This window comes from Streptomyces sp. SirexAA-E (assembly GCF_000177195.2).
Taxonomy (GTDB): domain Bacteria; phylum Actinomycetota; class Actinomycetes; order Streptomycetales; family Streptomycetaceae; genus Streptomyces; species Streptomyces flavovirens.
Genome location: NC_015953.1, coordinates 6,414,378 through 6,432,300, shown reverse-complemented (window position 1 = coordinate 6,432,300; position 17,923 = coordinate 6,414,378). Strand labels below are relative to the sequence as shown.

Below are 17,923 nucleotides of genomic sequence, written 5' to 3'. Positions count from 1 at the left end.
CGTCGGCTCCGGTGGCCTGGTGACGCAGCCACCCGGAGCGCTTGTCGGTTCGGCAGTTCTGTGCAGACGGCTCCGGGACAGAGTCCGTCGCCCCTTCCCGGTCCGGGTGTGCCCCGCACGCCCGTGGCCCGTGCACCACGACACGCACCTCCCGCACGCCGCGCGCCGGTTCATCCGCGCCGTCTGCCGTCGTGCCCCTCACAGTCGTCACTCACCCTGGAGTCCCGTGATGGACACCCCGCTCAGCACCATCGCCGTCGTCGGCCTCGGCACCATGGGAACCGGCATCGCCGAGGTCCTGACCCGTGCGGGCCGCGAGGTCATCGGCATCGACATCAGCGAGGCCGCCGCCCGGCAGGCCGTCGCCTCCCTGGAGGCCTCCACCGCGCGCGCCGTGCGGCGCGAGCGGATCACCGAGCAGGAGCGACGGGACGTCCTCGCCCGCTTCCGCACGTTCGGCGATCCGCAGGCCGCCGCCGACGCCGAGCTGGTCATCGAGGTCGTGCCGGAGACGTACGAGATCAAGCAGCAGGTCTTCCGGGAGCTGGACGCGATCGTCTCCCCCACCACGATCCTGGCGACGGGCACCAACGCCCTGTCCGTGACCCGGCTCGCGGCCGAGTCGCAGCACCCCGAGCGGGTGCTGGGCCTGCACTTCTTCAACCCGGCCCCGGCGATGAAGCTGGTCGAGGTGGTCTCCTCGGTCCTCACCGCACCGCCGGCCGTCGCGAGCGTGACGCGGCTCGCCCGCGAGCTGGGCAAGGAGCCGGTCGCGGTCGGCGACCGGCCGGGCTTCGTCGCGGACGGGCTGCTCTTCGGCTATCTGAACCAGGCCGCCGCCATGTACGAGTCGAACTACGCCTCGCGCGAGGACATCGACGCCGCGATGCGGCTCGGCTGCGGGCTGCCGATGGGCCCGCTCGCCCTGCTGGACCTGATCGGCATCGACACCGCGAGGACGGTCCTGGAAGCCATGTACACCTCCTCGCACGACCGGCTGCACGCCCCCGCGCCGGTACTCAGGCAGCTCAGCGAGGCGGGCCTGACCGGCCGGAAGGCAGGCCGCGGCTTCTACACGTACGACGCCCCGGGCGGCCAGGACACGGTGCCGGACGCCCTGACGCCTACGGCGGGCGCGGACACGGTCGCCGGGCGGCCGGTGTCCTCGGTGGGCGTCGCCGGCTCCGGGACGATGGCCTCGGGCATCGCCGAGGTCTTCGCGAAGGCCGGGTACGCCGTGGTCCTCGCCGCCCGCGGCCAGGAGAAGGCGGACACCGCCAAGGCGCGGATCGCCACGTCGCTGGAGCGGTCGGTCGCCAAGGGGCGGCTGACGGCCGGGGCACGCGACGAGACGCTCGCCCGGATCACAGCGGCGCCCTCGACGGACGCCTTCGCCGCCGTGGACCTCGCGGTGGAGGCGGTCGCCGAGGACCTGGAGATCAAGCGGGAGCTCTTCCGGACGCTGGACAAGGTCTGCAAGCCGGGCGCGGTGCTGGCCACCACCACCTCCTCGCTGCCGGTGGTGGCCGTGGCCCGGGTGACCTCGCGCCCCGAGGACGTCATCGGGATGCACTTCTTCAACCCGGCGCCGGCGATGAAGCTGGTCGAGGTGGTCCGCACGGTGCTGACCTCGAACGAGGCGCACGCCACGGTCCGCGAGGTCTGCGCGAAGGTGCGCAAGCACCCGGTGGACTGCGGCGACCGGGCCGGTTTCATCGTGAACGCGCTGCTCTTCCCGTACCTGAACAACGCGGTCAAGATGGTCGAGGAGCACTACGCGAGCCTCGACGACATCGACGCGGCCATGAAGCTCGGCGGCGGCTACCCGATGGGGCCCTTCGAGCTTCTGGACGTCGTCGGGCTCGACGTCTCACTGGCGATCGAGAAGGTCCTGCACGGCGAGTTCCGCGATCCGGGCCTGGCGCCGGCCCCGCTGCTCGAACACCTGGTGGCCGCGGGCTGCCTCGGCCGCAAGACGGGGCGCGGCTTCCGCGAACATGCCCGCCGCTGAGCGGCCTGCGGCAGGCGGGGCGGGGGCCCCGGCGCCCGCCTCCGGCCCCGAGGGGCCGGGGGCCGGGTGGGGCGGGCTGCTGGGGCCCTCGGGCGGTCCGCCCCCATCGGCCCACACCCGTGCGCCGATGGGCTACGTTCACACCATGTCCCAACCCGCCAAGTCTCCCCGCTCCTCCGCCGCAGCCGACGCCCCGGAGAGCGCCGCAGGTACCCGCGCAGCCGCCCAACGGCTCAAGATGCGCCGCGAACTGGCCGCCGCCGCCATGGAACTGTTCGCCACCAAGGGGTACGAGGCGACGACGGTCGACGAGATCGCGGGAGCGGCCGGGGTCGCCCGGCGCACGTTCTTCCGCCACTTCCGGTCGAAGGAAGAGGCCATCTTCCCGGACCACGACGACACGCTCGTGCGGGCCGAGGCCGTCCTGAACGCCGCGCCGGCGCACGAGCACCCGCTCGACACGGTGTGCCGCGGCATCAAGGAAGTCATGAAGATGTACGCGGCGAAGCCGGCGGTCTCCGTGGCCCGCTACAAGCTGACCCGTGAGGTGCCCACCCTCCGGGAGGCCGAGATCGCCTCGGTGGCCCGCTACGAGCGACTGTTCACCCGCTACCTGCTGGGCCACTTCGACGAGCGGGACCACCAGGTGGGCAACGACGACCCGTTGCTGGCCGAGGTCGCCGCGTCCGCCGTCGTGACGGCGCACAACCATGTGCTGCGGCGGTGGCTGCGGGCGGACGGCCAGGGCGACGTGGAGGCCCAGCTCGACCACGCGTTCGCGATCGTGCGGGACACCTTCGGCTCGGGGATCGGCGCGGGCCGGACGGCGGGTGCCGAACCGGCGAGGCCCCCGGCGGCCTCGGTCGCCTCCGAGGGCGAGGTGCTGGTCGCCGTGGCCCGTACCGACGCGCCCCTCGACGAGGTCATGCGGACGATCCAGCAGGCGCTCAAGGAGCGCTGAGCGGACCGTTCAGCCCTCGACGGGCAGCGCGGCCGGCCGGGTGTGCCAGGGCAGCGGCGCACCGTCCTCGCCCCACGCGGTCAGCCCGGCCAGGTCGACGCAGACGATGCCGCACTGCGCGGCGTACTCCAGGGCCGGTTCGGTGAAGGTGCTGGTGGTGACGACGACGGCCGTGCTCGCCCCGTGGACGGCGTAGCAGGTGCCGCCGAAGCGCTGGAGGTCCTGCGAGCCGACCTTGTTCTCGGCCGTGTACCGCTTGCACTGGACGACCAGGCGGCGGCCGTCCGGCGTGGTGGCCACCACGTCCGCCCCCAGGTCGCCCGCGCCGCCGACGACCTCGGCGTCGGGGCAGCCGTCCCGGCGGCAGAGGGCGGCCACGGCCTCCTCGAAGTCGTACGGGTCCATGGCCTCCCAGTCCACCGGCTCCGAAGCTGCCGGTCCGGCGGTGGGCGGGGCCGGCTCATAGGCCGGCGGGGCCGGCTCGTAGGCGGGCGCGGGCTCGGCGGGGGCCGGTTCGGCGAGGGCGGCGTCCACCACCTCGTACGCGGTCTCGACGGCCGCCACCGCGCCCCGGGCCGCCGCCCTGCGGTTGCGGCGGCGGCGCAGGAGGGCCACCGCTCCGGTCACCAGCACCACGAGCACGGCCGCGGCGGGCACCGGGTGCCGCTCGGCGCTCGCCAGGGCGGTGCGGAGTGTCAGCCCGACACCGCAGACCAGTACGGCGAGGAGGACGAACCCCAGCGCCGTGCGACGGACGTCGAATGTGGATCTGCGGCTTCCCCGGACGCGGCCGCGCATCGGTATCGGCATCGGGTGCCCACCCCCTAGCTCCTCGTGACCTGCTCAAGATCACTTCCGTGTGCCCCGCGCGGCCGCGTTGACGCCCCGGGCCCGGAAACTCGATGGCACGGCCACGGGGTCCGTGCTCCGATGCGTGGATGGAACCCCTCGGAACACTGGCCCTCTTCGACCGCGAGATCCGCGAACACGCCCGCCCCGGCGGCCCCGGTGTGCGCGTCGAACGGGTGGGTGCGGTCGTACGGCAGACCGGCGGCGCCGACGACTGGAGCGGGGTCGTCTGGAGCGCCCCCGGCCTCTCCCCCGCCGACGCTCGGGCCGAGATCGCGGCGCAGATCGAGCACTACACGGCGCTGGGGATCGGCGAGTTCGAGTGGAAGCGGTACGCGCACGACGACCCCGCCTCGCTCGGTGAGCTGCTCACGGCGGCCGGTTTCGAGGCCGAACCCACGGAGGCCCTGCTCGTCGCCCCGGTCGCGGACCTCGCCACCGGCGTGCGGCTCCCCGAGGGGGTCCGGCTGGAGCCCGTGACCGACGCGGCCGGGGTGGAGCTGATGGTGCGCGCGCACGAGGAGGCCTTCGGCACCGACGGGTCGCGGCTGCGCCACCAGGCCCTGGCCGGACTCGACGGCCCGCCCGGCACGTTCGTCGCGGTGGTGGCACTGGCGGGCGACGAACCGGTCAGCTCGGCCCGGATGGAACTGCACCCCGGCACCGGTTTCGCCGGCCTCTGGGGCGGCGGGACGGCGAAGCCCTGGCGGGGCAGGGGCATCTACCGGGCCCTGGTCGCCCACCGGGCCCGTCTCGCGGCGGAGCTCGGCTACCGCCACCTCCAGGTCGACGCGACCGACCGGTCGGCGCCGATCCTGGGCAGGCTCGGGTTCAGCACCCTGAGCACCACCACGCCGTACGTGTACCGCACCACGTCGTAGGCCGCCTTCCACAACGGGATCGATCCGGCATTCCCCCCACGATGGCGCTCATGCGTGACGCGGGGATGACAAGTGAGAGAAATTGTTGGCACTCGGTGCCTTGTCAGCTGTCACGCAGTGCCATACGTTGAAGGTGTCCGGGCGGCCGGCGCGCAGAAACTCATTCGTGCGCCGGCTGTCCCCGCAGACCACGGTCCGCGCGCCCGGACGCCTGCGTCACAGGCATCCCTTCCGCTCCACCGAGCACGCCGCAGCACCACCGCCGAACCGACGGCACAACCTCCACACCGCACCGTTCCCTGCCCAAGGGGCCCCTGAGGCGTTCCCTCGACGCCGGGGACCCGATCTGCCGGAGGCACCACCGTGAAGGAAATCCTGGACGCGATCCAGTCGCCGGACAGCACCACCGCCGACTTCGCGGCTCTGTCCGTCCCCGAGTCGTACCGTGCCGTGACCGTGCACAAGGACGAGACCGAGATGTTCGCCGGGCTCGCCACGCGCGACAAGGACCCCCGCACGTCCCTGCACCTGGACGAGGTGCCGGTCCCCGAGCTCGGTCCCGGCGAGGCGCTCGTCGCCGTCATGGCCAGCTCGGTCAACTACAACTCCGTCTGGACCTCGATCTTCGAGCCGCTGTCGACCTTCGGCTTCCTGGAGCGGTACGGCAAGCTGAGCGACCTCACCAGGCGCCACGACCTGCCGTACCACGTCATCGGCTCCGACCTGGCGGGCGTCGTCCTGCGCACCGGCCCCGGCGTCAACGCCTGGAACCCGGGTGACGAGGTCGTCGCGCACTGCCTCTCGGTCGAGCTGGAGTCCTCCGACGGCCACAACGACACGATGCTCGACCCGGAGCAGCGCATCTGGGGCTTCGAGACCAACTTCGGCGGCCTGGCGGAGATCGCCCTGGTGAAGTCGAACCAGCTGATGCCGAAGCCGAAGCACCTCAGCTGGGAGGAGGCCGCCGCCCCGGGCCTGGTCAACTCCACCGCGTACCGCCAGCTCGTCTCGCGCAACGGCGCGGGCATGAAGCAGGGCGACAACGTGCTGATCTGGGGCGCGAGCGGCGGACTCGGCTCGTACGCCACGCAGTTCGCCCTGGCCGGCGGCGCCAACCCGATCTGTGTCGTCTCCAGCGAACAGAAGGCCGAGATCTGCCGGAAGATGGGCGCGAGCGCGATCATCGACCGCACCGCCGAGGACTTCCGGTTCTGGAAGGACGAGCACCACCAGGACCCGCGCGAATGGAAGCGGTTCGGCAAGCGCATCCGCGAACTGACCGGCGGCGAGGACGTGGACATCGTCTTCGAGCACCCGGGCCGCGAGACCTTCGGCGCGAGCGTCTACGTGACCCGCAAGGGCGGCACGATCGTCACCTGCGCCTCGACCTCGGGCTACAACCACGAGTACGACAACCGCTACCTGTGGATGTCGCTGAAGCGGATCATCGGCTCGCACTTCGCCAACTACCGCGAGGCGTGGGAGGCGAACCGGCTGGTCGCCAAGGGGAGGATCCACCCGACGCTCTCCAAGGTGTACTCGCTCGAAGACACCGGCCAGGCCGCGTACGACGTGCACCGCAACCTCCACCAGGGCAAGGTCGGCGTCCTCGCGCTGGCCCCCCGCGAGGGGCTGGGCGTGCGTGACACGGAGCTGCGCGAGCAGCACCTCGACGCCATCAACCGCTTCCGTGACATCTGAGGTCCCGCGATGACCGAACGTCAGAAGGACCGCCCGTGGCTCATGCGGACGTACGCGGGCCATTCGACCGCCGAGGCGTCCAACGAGCTCTACCGGCGCAACCTCGCCAAGGGCCAGACGGGCCTCTCGGTCGCCTTCGACCTGCCCACCCAGACCGGTTACGACCCCGACCACGTCCTCGCCCGCGGCGAGGTGGGCCGGGTCGGGGTCCCCGTCTCGCACCTCGGTGACATGCGCCGGCTGTTCCAGGACATCCCGCTGGAGCAGATGAACACCTCCATGACGATCAACGCCACCGCGATGTGGCTGCTGGCGCTCTACCAGGTCGTCGCCGAGGAGCAGGGCGCCGACGCGGACAAGCTCCAGGGCACCACGCAGAACGACATCGTCAAGGAGTACCTCTCGCGCGGGACGCACGTCTTCCCGCCGGGACCCTCGCTGCGGCTGACCACCGACATGATCACGTACACGGTCAACCGCATCCCCCGGTGGAACCCGATCAACATCTGCAGCTACCACCTCCAGGAGGCGGGGGCCACCCCGGTCCAGGAGATCGCGTACGCCATGTCGACGGCCATCGCGGTGCTGGACGCGGTGCGCGACTCGGGTCAGGTGCCCCAGGAGCGGTTCGGTGACGTCGTCGCCCGCATCTCCTTCTTCGTGAACGCGGGCGTCCGCTTCATCGAGGAGATGTGCAAGATGCGTGCCTTCGGGCGCATCTGGGACCGGGTGACCCGTGAGCGCTACGACGTCGTGAACCCGAAGCAGCGGCGCTTCCGTTACGGCGTGCAGGTCAACTCGCTCGGACTGACCGAGGCGCAGCCGGAGAACAACGTCCAGCGCATCGTCCTGGAGATGCTGGCCGTCACCCTCTCCAAGGACGCCCGCGCCCGCGCGGTGCAGCTGCCCGCCTGGAACGAGGCGCTGGGCCTGCCCCGCCCCTGGGACCAGCAGTGGTCGCTGCGCATCCAGCAGGTGCTGGCGCACGAGAGCGACCTGCTGGAGTACGAGGACATCTTCGCCGGTTCCCATGTGATCGAGGCCAAGGTGGAGGAGCTGGTCACCGAGTCGCTGGCCGAGATCGACCGGATCCAGCAGATGGGCGGCGCGATGGCGGCCGTCGAGTCCGGCTACCTCAAGTCGGAGCTGGTCTCCTCGCACGCGGCCCGGCGGGCCAGGATCGAGGGCGGCGAGGAGAAGATCGTCGGCGTCAACGTCTACGAGAGCACCGAGCCGAACCCGCTGACCGCGGACCTGGACGCCGCGATCATGACGGTGGACCCGGAGAACGAGGCGCGGGTCGTCGCCGCGCTGCACGAGTGGCGCGACAACCGTGACGAGGCGCGCGCCACGGAGGCGCTGGCGGCCCTGAAGAAGGCCGCGGCGGGCACCGAGAACATGATGGAGGCGACCGTCGAGTGTGCGCGGGCGGGCGTCACCACGGGTGAGTGGTCATGGGCCCTGCGCGACGTGTTCGGCGAGTTCCGTGCGCCCACGGGCGTCTCCTCCGCCCCGCTCGCGGTCACCGCGGAGCCGGGCACCCCGCTCGCCCTGGTCCGCGAGAAGGCCGCCCGCACCGCCGGTGACCTGGGCGTGGGGCGCCTGCGGCTCCTGGTGGGCAAGCCCGGCCTGGACGGGCACTCCAACGGCGCCGAGCAGATCGCGGTGCGCGCCAGGGACGCCGGCTTCGAGGTGGTCTACCAGGGGATCAGGCTGACCCCCGAGCAGATCACCGACGCCGCGCTGGCCGAGGACGTGCACTGCGTCGGCCTGTCCGTCCTGTCCGGCTCGCACGCCGAGCTGGTGCCCGACGTACTGACCCGGCTGCGCGAGGCCGGTGCCACCGACATCCCGGTGATCGCCGGCGGCATCATCCCGCCGGCCGACGCGAACGCCCTGATCGCGGCGGGCGTCGCCGCCGTCTTCACCCCGAAGGACTTCGGTATCACGGAGATCATCGGCCGTATCGTCGACGAGATCCGGAAAGCGAACAAGCTCGACCCTCTGGAGGTCCCCGCATGACTACCCCCGCGTCGCCCGTGAACCGGCTGCGTCCGCGCCGCTCCTGCCTGGCGGTACCCGGCTCCAACCCCCGCTTCCTGGAGAAGGCCCAGGGGCTGCCGGCCGACCAGGTCTTCCTGGACCTGGAGGACGCCTGCGCGCCGCTCGCCAAGGAGGGCGCCCGCCACACCATCGTGGACGCGCTCAACAAGGGCGACTGGAGCGGCAAGACCCGGGTGGTGCGGGTCAACGACTGGACGACGCACTGGACCTACCGCGACGTGGTCACGGTCGTCGAGGGCGCGGGCCCGAACCTGGACTGCGTCATGCTGCCCAAGGTCCAGGACGCCCAGCAGGTCGTGGCGCTGGACCTGCTGCTGACCCAGATCGAGAAGACGATGGGCTTCGAGGTGGGGCGTATCGGCATCGAGGCGCAGATCGAGAACGCCAAGGGCCTGGTGAACATCGACGACATCGCCGCCGCCTCGCCCCGGCTGGAGACCCTGATCTTCGGCCCGGCCGACTTCATGGCCTCCATCAACATGAAGACCCTGGTCGTGGGCCAGCAGCCGCCCGGCTACCCGGCGGACGCCTACCACTACATCCTGATGCGGATCCTGATGGCCGCCCGTGCGCACGACCTCCAGGCCATCGACGGCCCGTTCCTCCAGATCCGTGACGTGGACGCGTACCGCGAGGTCGCGGGCCGTGCGGCGGCGCTGGGCTTCGACGGCAAGTGGGTGCTGCACCCCGGTCAGGTCGACGCCGCCAACGAGGTGTTCTCGCCCTCGCAGGACGACTACGACCACGCCGAGCTGATCCTCGACGCGTACGACTGGTGCACCTCGGAGGAGGGCGGCAAGAAGGGGTCGGCGATGCTCGGCGACGAGATGATCGACGAGGCCAGCCGCAAGATGGCCCTGGTCGTGGCGGGCAAGGGCCGGGCAGCCGGCATGCGGCGCACCTCGAAGTTCGAAGCACCGGAGGCCTGACCATGCAATTCGGCCGCACATTCGAGGAATTCGAGATCGGTGCCGTCTACAAGCACTGGCCCGGGAAGACGGTCACGGAATACGACGACCACCTCTTCTGTCTGCTGACCATGAATCACCACCCGCTGCACATGGACAGCAACTACGCCGAGCGGACGACCGACTTCAAGAGGAACGTCGTGGTCGGCAACTACGTCTACTCGCTGCTGCTCGGCATGTCGGTACCGGACGTCTCCGGGAAGGCCATCGCCAATCTGGAGGTGGAGTCGCTGAAGCACGTGGCACCGACCTTCCACGGCGACACGATCTACGGCGAGACGACGGTCCTGGACAAGACCCCGTCGCGGTCCAGGAGCGACCGCGGCGTCGTCCACGTCGAGACGAAGGGCTACAAGCAGGACGGCACGCTCGTCTGCGTGTTCCGCCGCAAGGTGATGGTGCCCACCGAGACGTACATCCAGGAGCGGGGCGGAGAGCAGCCCGGACGCCCCGAACTCGTCGAGCCGCAGAAGAAGAACGGGGACAAGTAGCCATGAGCCGACTCGCGCAGACCGCCGGTCTGACCGATGTCCAGCGGGAAATCCTCTCCACGGTCCGTGATTTCGTCGACAAGGAGATCATTCCTGTCGCCACACAGCTGGAGCACCGCGACGAGTACCCGACGCAGATCGTCGAAGGGCTCAAGGAACTCGGCCTGTTCGGGCTGATGATTCCGGAGGAGTACGGCGGTCTGGGCGAGTCGCTGCTCACCTATGCGCTGTGCGTGGAGGAGATCGCCCGGGGCTGGATGAGTGTGTCGGGCATCATCAACACGCATTTCATCGTGGCGTACATGCTCAAGCAGCACGGGACGCGGGAGCAGAAGGACACGTTCCTGCCGCGGATGGCGCTGGGCGAGGTGCGGGGCGCGTTCTCGATGTCGGAGCCGGCGCTGGGCTCGGACGTGTCGGCGATCACGTCCAAGGGCGTGAAGGAGGGGGACGAGTACGTTCTGAACGGCCAGAAGATGTGGCTGACGAACGGCGGCACGTCCACCCTGGTCGCGGTTCTGTGCCGGAGTGACGAAGGACACCCCGAGGGCACGGCTCCGCACAAGTCGATGACGACCTTCCTGGTGGAGAAGGAGGCGGGCTTCGGCGAGGTCCGCCCCGGTCTGACCATCCCGGGGAAGATCGACAAGATGGGCTACAAGGGCGTCGACACGACCGAGCTCATCATGGACGGACTGCGCATTCCGGCCAATCGCGTCCTGGGCGGCACGACCGGCCGAGGTTTTTACCAAATGATGGACGGCGTCGAAGTGGGCCGCGTGAATGTCGCGGCGCGTGGTTGCGGCGTCGCACAGCGTGCGTTCGAACTGGGCGTCTCGTACGCCCAGCAGCGCCAAACCTTCGGAAAGCCGATCGCCCAGCACCAGGCGATCCAGTTCAAATTGGCCGAAATGGCCACCAAGGTCGAAGCCGCTCATGCGATGATGGTCAATGCAGCGCGCAAAAAGGACTCCGGGGAGCGGAACGACCTGGAGGCAGGGATGGCGAAGTACCTCGCCTCCGAGTACTGCAAGGAAGTCGTCGAGGACGCCTTCCGTATCCACGGCGGTTACGGCTTCTCCAAGGAGTACGAGATCGAGCGCCTCTACCGGGAGGCCCCGATGCTGCTGATCGGTGAAGGTACCGCCGAGATCCAGAAAATGATCATCGGCCGCCGGCTCCTGGAGGAGTACCGGTTCCAGGGCTGATTGTCCCCTTAGAGGTGATTTGGTGGCGAAGAACATCACACCCGGTCGCCCTCGCCGGGAGCCTTTCAGCTGTCCGACTCGGCTGCTGGCTTGCCCAGTTGCCGCTCGTACCCGATAGCATCGCCGGAAAGCCGCCGTCCCCCCGTTGCCAGCGCGGCATCATCCGCTACGAAGGTCATCCATGCCCGACAGCCAAACCCCTGCATCGCGCGGCGGGGTCCGCCTTGCGCGCGGAGCATCGCCGTGGCTCCTCCCGACCGTCGCCACCGCGGCCCTCAGCCTCGCCCGGGCCCGCAAGTCCGGGCGCTGGGCGGCCGTGGCCGTGCCCACCACCGCGCTCGCGGCGGGCATGCTGTGGTTCTTCCGCGACCCCGAGCGCGAGATCACCCAGGGTCGCGTCATCTCGCCGGCCGACGGCGTGGTGCAGAGCATCATGCCGTGGAAGGACGGGCGCACCCGCGTCGCGATCTTCATGAGCCCGCTGAACGTCCACGTCAACCGGGCCCCCCTGTCCGGCACCGTGACGTCGGTCGAGCACATCCCCGGTGGTTTCGTCCCGGCGTTCAACAAGGAGAGCGAGAACAACGAGCGCGTTGTCTGGCACTTCGACACCGAGCTCGGTGACATCGAGATGGTGCAGATCGCGGGTGCGGTCGCCCGCCGGATCGTCCCCTACGTCCCGCAGGGGACGAAGGTGGAGCAGGGCGAGCGCATAGGTCTGATCCGGTTCGGCTCACGCGTCGACATCTACCTTCCGGAGGGTGTCGAGGCCGCGGTCGAGGTCGGCCAGGCCACCACCGCGGGGGTGACTCGCATTGACCGTGATTGATCCTGACACTCAGGCGGGCTGGGTGCCGGAGGCCGAGGAGCAGGACGACGCCGAGGACATGCCGCTCTCGATGCGGCTCTCGATAGCGGACACGCTCACCCTCGGTAACGCCACGTGCGGATTCATGGCGGTGTACTTCACCACCACGGGGATCCTCATCCCGCACCTCACGGGCAGCGACGAGTCGGGCATGGCCCGGCACTCCGCGGCGACCGCGGTGATCCTCATGCTCATGGCCGCGGTGTTCGACCTCTTCGACGGGCTCGTGGCGCGCAAGCTGCGGTCCTCGCCGATGGGTGCGGAGCTGGACAACCTCTCCGACCTGATCAGCTTCGGTCTCGCACCGGCCTATTTCGTCCTGGTGTACGGGATGGTCGCGGACGACGCACACCAGCGGGTGTCGGCGCTCGCGGCGATCGTGGTGCTGCTGGCGGTGGTGCTCAGGCTGGCGAGATTCTCCTGCGTGACGCTGAAGGACGGCATGTTCCAGGGCATGCCGAGCCCCTTCGGGGCGCTCACGGTCGTCTCGATCGTGCTCCTGGAGCTGCCCTTCGTGCCGACGCTCCTCGCGATCATCGGAGTGGCGTGGCTGATGGTCAGCCGGGTCGAGTACCCGAAGCCGCGCGGTGTCCTCGCGGTGGCCATGCTCAGCTGGATCGTGGCCGCCATGGGCCTGCTGGCCGCGTGGGCGTTCGACGCCCCCGGCGGTCAGCTGCTGCTGCAGACCGGTTGCGCGCTCCAGGTGGTGCTGGGCGCGGTGATCCCGCTCTTCGCCACGGCGCGGCGGGTGAACACCTTCCGCGACAACCGCCGCGAGGCACGGGCGGCACAGCTCCCGTAGCCTCGGACGCGGACAGACACGAGGGCCCGGACGCTCCCCAGCGTCCGGGCCCTCCTGCGTGCCGTGGGTGACCTCCCGCGCCTGCCCCGTGCTCGTCAGGCGCGCGGCGCCGTGTCCGCCACGTGGTGGCCCGCCTCGGCGAGGCTTTCCGAGACCGCTGCGGTGAACGCGCCGATCGCCTCGTTGTGCCGGCTCGGCACCCAGACCACCGAGGTCAGCCATGCGAGGGGCGCCCCTTCCAGCGGCCGCCACACCAGGTGGTCGGTGAGCGGCGTCGCCGGTGCCTCGTTGAGGTGGATACCGCGGCCGGCGAGGACCAGCCCGTGCACGAAGTCCGGATTGCGTGCGTGCCTGATCGACCCCGGCAGGAAGCCCTCGTCACGGCAGACGGTGAGCATGTGGTCGTAGAGGCGCGGTGCCATCGCACGCGGGAAGATCACCAGCGGGGCCCCGTCGAGGTCCCGCAGGCGGACCGCGCCGCCGCGCGACGTGAGGGCGTGGTCCGATCGCAGCACCACGCCCAGCTCCCGCCGCGCCAGGGGACCTGACTCCAGGCCCACGGTGTCCGAGGGGTGGCGGACCACCCCGGCGTCGAGCTCGCCCTCCCGAAGCCGCGCCAGCTGCTCGTCCGTGGTGAGTTCGTGGAGGTCGATCAGGACGTCCGGGACCCGGCGCTCGAAACCGGCGGTCAGGGCGCGCAGCACCGGCGGGCCGGTGTCCGGGGGCAGGCCCACCCGCAGCACCCCGGCCTCGCCCGGCCGGATCCTGCGCATCGCCTCGCGTGCCGTGTCCACCCCGGCGAGCACCGGCCGCACGTGCTCCAGGAGCAGTGCCCCGGCCTCGGTCAGCTGGACCCGGTGCCGGGTCCGGTCGAAGAGCCGGACGCCCAGTTCGCGCTCCAGGTCGCGGATGCGCTGCGACAACGGCGGCTGGGCCATGTGCAGCCGTTGTGCCGCCCGGCCGAAGTGCAGCTCCTCGGCGAGGACCGCGAAGTAGCGCAGGTGACGGAGTTCCATGCGCGGACCATATCGCTCCGATATCACCGCCAGTCCCGATTGGTGTTGGCCGGATCACACCCCCGCCTGTTTGCATGACTGCTCACGGGAAGCCCGCTCGCGGACGTCCGCCCGTCACCCACCTCCCCCGCGGCCCCGCCGCCGGCTCCCCCTGCCCGTTCGAGAAAGGCACCGTCATGACCGAGAACAGCACCGTCGTCGTCACCCGCCATCCGGTGGAGGCCGTCTCCGCCGACGCCTACATCGCCGAGGTCACGCTGAACCGCCCCGACAAGCTCAACGCCTGGACCGGCGGGATGCGGAGCGTGCTGGTCGCGGCGCTCGACTCCGCCGGTGACGACGCGCACTGCCGCGGGGTCGTGCTCACCGGCGCCGGACGCGCGTTCTGCGCCGGACAGGACCTCGCCGAGACCGCGGCCATCGACCCGGGCGACCACGCGGCGGCCGAGGCGTGGATCGACGACTTCGGCCGTCTGTTCCGTGCCGTACGGGGGCTGGACAAGCCGGTCGTGGCCGCCGTGAACGGGGTCGCGGCGGGCTCGGGCTTCCAGTTCGCCCTCCTCGCCGACCTCCGCATCGGCCACGCCGGCGTCCGGATGGGACAGCCGGAGGTGCTGTCGGGCATCCCGAGCATCACCGGCATTTGGGCGATGCGGGGCATTCTCGGCCGGGCGAAGACCGCCGAGTTCGCGCTGAGCGGCCGCCTCGTCGACGGTGCCGAGGCCGAGCGGCTGGGGCTGCTCTCCCGCCTCGTCGCGCAGGACGAGGTCAAGGCCGAAGCCCTGGCCGAGGCGGCCCGTCTCGCCGCGCTCCCGCCCGGCGCGGTCGCCCTCACCAAGGGCCGGCTCCGCGAGCTGGACGACGCGGGGCTCGACGACGCGATCGAGGCGGCCAAGAAGGTCCACACCGCCGCCTACGCCACCGGGGAGCCGCAGCGCGAGATGGCCCGCTTCCTCGCCGGCCGCCGCCGCTGACCCCGGTCCCGCCCCTCCACGCAGTCCCCGCCCCTCCCGCAGAAGTGGAGCCCCGATGACCACCAGCCTCACGCCGCACACCGGCGCGGCCTTTGAGGGCGAACGCGCCTACCGCCGTCTCGTCGAAGAGCACCGGTGGACCGTGCCCGACCGGTACAACATGGCCGCCGACGTCGCGGACCGTCACCCGGGCGACCGGCTCGCCCTCGTCTTCGAGGATCACACCGGTCATCGCGAGGAGGTCCTCTGGCAGCAGATCCAGGACCGCTCCCGACAGGTCGCCGCCCACCTCCACGCGCTCGGCGTCCGCAAGGGCGACCGGGTCGCGGTGCTGCTCCCCCAGCGCCCCGACACCCCGGCCACCTACCTCGGCGTCCTGCGCACCGGTGCCGTCCTGGTGACGATGTCGCTGCTGTGGGCCGACGAGCCGATCCGCTACCGGTTGGCCGACTCCGGCGCCGAGGTCCTGGTGACCGAGACCTCCGCCCTCGACCGTGCGGCGGGTTTCGGCGGCACCGTCGTCGACGTCGACGATCCGGCGATCGGGGCGCTGCCCCCGGAGTACGCCACGGCCGACACCTCCCCGGACGACCCGGCGCTCATCTTCTACACCTCGGGCACCACGGGCACCGCCAAGGGCATCGTGCACGCCCACCGCACGCTGCTCGGGCACAACGAGTTCCGGTACTGCCACGACCTGCGTCCGGGCGACGTGTTCTACGGCGCCGGGGACTGGGCCTGGTCCATGGCCAAGCTGATGGGCCCGCTCCGCGCGGGTGCCGTGCATCTCGTGTACCGGCCGGCCGGCGGCTTCGACCCGGCCGGTCTGCTCGCCGCCATGTCCCGTAACAAGGTGACAACGGCCCTGGTCAACCCGACCTTCCTCCGTAAGATGATGCAGGATCTGCCGGACGCGGGCAGCCACCACCCCCAGGCGCTGCGGGTGGTGTGCTCGTCGAACGAGCCGCTCACCCCTGACGTCATCGAGTGGTTCCGTGCCCAGTTCGGCGTCACCCTGCTCGACTACTACGGGTCCACGGAGTCCTATCCTCTGCTCGGCAACTTCCCCGGCGTACCGGTCAAGCCCGGTTCCATGGGCCGGCCGCTCCCCGGGTGGGACGTCGCACTGCTGGACGCCGAGGACCGCGAGGTGCCCGTCGGGCAGCCGGGCGAGATCTGCCTGCGCGCCGGTTCCAATCCGCAGTTCCCGCTGGGCTACTGGAACCGGCCCGAGGCATCGGCGGAGACCTTCGGCACCACCTGGTACCGCACGAAGGACCAGGCGGTCATGGACGAGGAGGGGTACTTCTGGTTCCTCGGCCGCACCGACGACGTCATCAAGACGTCCGGCTACCGTGTGGGGCCGTACGAGGTGGAGGCCGTGCTGCGCGGTCACCCCGCCGTGGCCGACGCCGGGGTCGTGGGCGTCCCCGACGCGGTGCGCGGGCAGGCGGTCAAGGCCTGGATCGAGCTCAGCCCCGGCTACGAGGCGGACGGGTCCCTGGCCGAGGACATCACCCGCTTCGCCCGGGCCGCGCACTCCCGCTTCGCCTACCCCCGGCTGATCGAGTTCGTCGACGAGCTCCCCCGCTCCGCCACCGGAAAGATCCAGCGGGCCGCGCTGCGTGCCCGTGATCTCGGCCCGGCCGGGCCCGGCACCACCACACCACCCCGGAAGGACTGACGGACATGACGACGGACAGCGGTATCCCTCAGTCCCCTCCCCTCTCGCCGCGGCCACCCGCGCCGGACGGCGCCGACGCGCCGGGCGTACGCCGCAAGGTCACCACCGCCACGGCCATCGGCAACTTCGTGGAGTGGTTCGACTCGGGCGCGTACGCGATCATGTCCGCGACCATCGCCGGGCTCTTCTTCCCGCAGTACGACAAGACCGCTGCCCTGCTCGCCACCTGGGCCGTCTTCGCCGGCGGCTTCGTCGCCCGCCCGCTGGGCGCCGCGTTCTTCGGCCGCTACGGCGACCGCATCGGCCGCAACCGGATGCTCGCCCTGAGCGTGCTGTGCATGAGCGGTTCGACCCTGCTCATCGGTCTGCTGCCGAGTTACGCGACGCTCGGCCTGGCGGCACCCGTCCTGCTCTTCCTGCTCAGGGCGATGCAGGGCTTCTCGACGGGGGGCGAATACACCGGGGCGTCGGCGTTCATCACCGAGTACGCCCCCGAGGGGCGCCGGGCCCGGTACGCCAGCGTGGTGCCGCTCACCGTCGGACTGGCCTCCGTCGCCGGTGCGATGACGGGGCTGCTGATCACGTCGTCGCTCGACGAGGCCGCGCTGAACAGCTGGGGCTGGCGCGTGCCCTTCCTGCTGGCCGGTCCGCTCGGACTCATCGGCCTCTACCTGCGCAGCCGCATCCAGGACACCCCGGTCTTCCGGGCGCTGGAGACGCGGGACGCGGTGCAGAAGGCGCCGCTGCGCGAGGCGTGGCGGGTCTGCCGCCGTCAGGTGCTGACCCTGTTCGGCTACAGCATCACCAACGCCGTCGGGTACTACCTGATGAGCAGCTACATGATCGCCTACATGTCCGAGGAGGTCGGGTACACCAAGTCCGCGGCCATGATGACCAGCGTGATCTCGATGCTCGCCTACAGCGTGGCCTGCCCGCTGATGGCCTCCGCCAGTGACCGCTTCGGCCGCAAACCGATGCTCCTCGTGGCGTGCGGCGGCTTCGCGGTGGCCACGCTGCCCGCCTTCTGGCTGATCGGTACGGGGCTGGCGGGCGCGATCGTCGGTACGACGGTCCTGGCCGTGCTGGTCGCGGTGATCGGCACCTCGAACGTGCCGGCCATGGTCGAGATGTTCCCCGGCCAGCTGCGGGCCAGCGGATCGGCCATCGGTTACACCGCCGCGTACGTCCTGTTCGGCGGCACCGCGCCGTTCGTCGCGACCGGTCTGGTCTCCCTCGGCGGCACCCCCCTCGCCCCCGGCTTCTACCTGATGGGGCTGGCCTTCGTCTCCGCGCTGGTGGTCCTCTTCTCCTTCCGGGAGACCCGGCACCTCTCACTGACCCGCACCACCGTGCTGGAGAGGTGACACCGCCCCGGACGCGCGTGGCGGCAGGCCCGTTCCCGTCGGGCCGGCCGCCACGCGCGTCCGGGCGGCCCCGTGCGGCGC

General features: G+C 71.0%; 15 protein-coding genes. 13 read left to right on the top strand and 2 right to left on the bottom strand.

All coding sequences use genetic code 11. The annotated features are described in order from the left end of the window. Positions 1-229 precede the first annotated feature (229 nt). Both SACTE_RS28120 and SACTE_RS28115 read left to right on the top strand, forming a co-directional pair. The gene (locus SACTE_RS28120) at positions 230-2,011 is read left to right on the top strand and encodes a 3-hydroxyacyl-CoA dehydrogenase (protein ID WP_014049404.1); all 1,782 of its coding nucleotides are present in this window, start codon (positions 230-232) and stop codon (positions 2,009-2,011) included. A gap of 145 nt (positions 2,012-2,156) precedes the next feature. After that, on the top strand, positions 2,157-2,972 hold the full coding sequence (locus tag SACTE_RS28115; protein WP_026359079.1) for a TetR family transcriptional regulator: 816 nt from the start codon (positions 2,157-2,159) through the stop codon (positions 2,970-2,972). A gap of 9 nt (positions 2,973-2,981) precedes the next feature. Here the strand turns inward: SACTE_RS28115 and SACTE_RS28110 are convergent, their stop codons facing one another. Beyond that, positions 2,982-3,782: a restriction endonuclease gene (locus SACTE_RS28110; RefSeq protein WP_014049402.1), complete on the bottom strand. Its 801-nt coding sequence runs from the start codon at positions 3,780-3,782 to the stop codon at positions 2,982-2,984. Positions 3,783-3,910: 128 nt separating this feature from the next. On the opposite strand from SACTE_RS28110, the gene SACTE_RS28105 reads away from it, so the two are divergent. The 8 genes from SACTE_RS28105 to pssA all read left to right on the top strand — a co-directional run bounded on the left by SACTE_RS28105 (position 3,911) and on the right by pssA (position 12,804). Continuing rightward, positions 3,911-4,702 carry a GNAT family N-acetyltransferase gene (locus SACTE_RS28105; RefSeq protein WP_014049401.1) on the top strand — a complete coding sequence of 264 codons (792 nt, stop codon included), beginning with the start codon at positions 3,911-3,913 and terminating at the stop codon, positions 4,700-4,702. Between the two features lie 363 nt (positions 4,703-5,065). Further along, positions 5,066-6,403: a crotonyl-CoA carboxylase/reductase gene (ccrA, locus tag SACTE_RS28100; protein ID WP_014049400.1), complete on the top strand. Its 1,338-nt coding sequence runs from the start codon at positions 5,066-5,068 to the stop codon at positions 6,401-6,403. A gap of 9 nt (positions 6,404-6,412) precedes the next feature. Next, positions 6,413-8,425 carry a protein meaA gene (locus SACTE_RS28095; RefSeq protein WP_014049399.1) on the top strand — a complete coding sequence of 671 codons (2,013 nt, stop codon included), beginning with the start codon at positions 6,413-6,415 and terminating at the stop codon, positions 8,423-8,425. Beyond that, positions 8,422-9,396, top strand: a complete 975-nt coding sequence (locus tag SACTE_RS28090) for a CoA ester lyase (RefSeq protein WP_014049398.1) — start codon at positions 8,422-8,424, stop codon at positions 9,394-9,396. Before SACTE_RS28095 ends, SACTE_RS28090 begins: the two co-directional genes overlap by 4 nt. Before the next feature lie 2 nt (positions 9,397-9,398). Further along, complete coding sequence (locus SACTE_RS28085; protein WP_014049397.1) at positions 9,399-9,926, top strand: MaoC family dehydratase; 528 nt, start codon at positions 9,399-9,401, stop codon at positions 9,924-9,926. A 2-nt stretch (positions 9,927-9,928) separates the two neighbouring features. Then, positions 9,929-11,134 carry an acyl-CoA dehydrogenase family protein gene (locus SACTE_RS28080; protein WP_014049396.1) on the top strand — a complete coding sequence of 402 codons (1,206 nt, stop codon included), beginning with the start codon at positions 9,929-9,931 and terminating at the stop codon, positions 11,132-11,134. A gap of 181 nt (positions 11,135-11,315) precedes the next feature. After that, positions 11,316-11,963, top strand: a complete 648-nt coding sequence (locus tag SACTE_RS28075; protein ID WP_014049395.1) for a phosphatidylserine decarboxylase — start codon at positions 11,316-11,318, stop codon at positions 11,961-11,963. Positions 11,964-11,985: 22 nt separating this feature from the next. Then, on the top strand, positions 11,986-12,804 hold the full coding sequence (gene pssA / locus SACTE_RS28070; RefSeq protein WP_014049394.1) for a CDP-diacylglycerol--serine O-phosphatidyltransferase: 819 nt from the start codon (positions 11,986-11,988) through the stop codon (positions 12,802-12,804). 95 nt (positions 12,805-12,899) lie between these two features. On the opposite strand, the gene SACTE_RS28065 is transcribed toward pssA, so the two are convergent. Beyond that, complete coding sequence (locus SACTE_RS28065) at positions 12,900-13,820, bottom strand: LysR substrate-binding domain-containing protein (protein WP_014049393.1); 921 nt, start codon at positions 13,818-13,820, stop codon at positions 12,900-12,902. A 176-nt stretch (positions 13,821-13,996) separates the two neighbouring features. Between SACTE_RS28065 and SACTE_RS28060 the strand changes: the two genes are divergently transcribed. The 3 genes from SACTE_RS28060 to SACTE_RS28050 are packed head-to-tail and all read left to right on the top strand — an operon-like array spanning position 13,997 to position 17,842. After that, the gene (locus tag SACTE_RS28060; RefSeq protein WP_014049392.1) at positions 13,997-14,794 is read left to right on the top strand and encodes an enoyl-CoA hydratase/isomerase family protein; all 798 of its coding nucleotides are present in this window, start codon (positions 13,997-13,999) and stop codon (positions 14,792-14,794) included. A gap of 55 nt (positions 14,795-14,849) precedes the next feature. Then, positions 14,850-16,478: an AMP-binding protein gene (locus tag SACTE_RS28055; protein ID WP_014049391.1), complete on the top strand. Its 1,629-nt coding sequence runs from the start codon at positions 14,850-14,852 to the stop codon at positions 16,476-16,478. 5 nt (positions 16,479-16,483) lie between these two features. After that, entirely contained in the window at positions 16,484-17,842 is a 1,359-nt protein-coding gene (locus SACTE_RS28050; protein ID WP_014049390.1) for an MFS transporter, read from the top strand. Positions 17,843-17,923 lie beyond the last annotated feature (81 nt).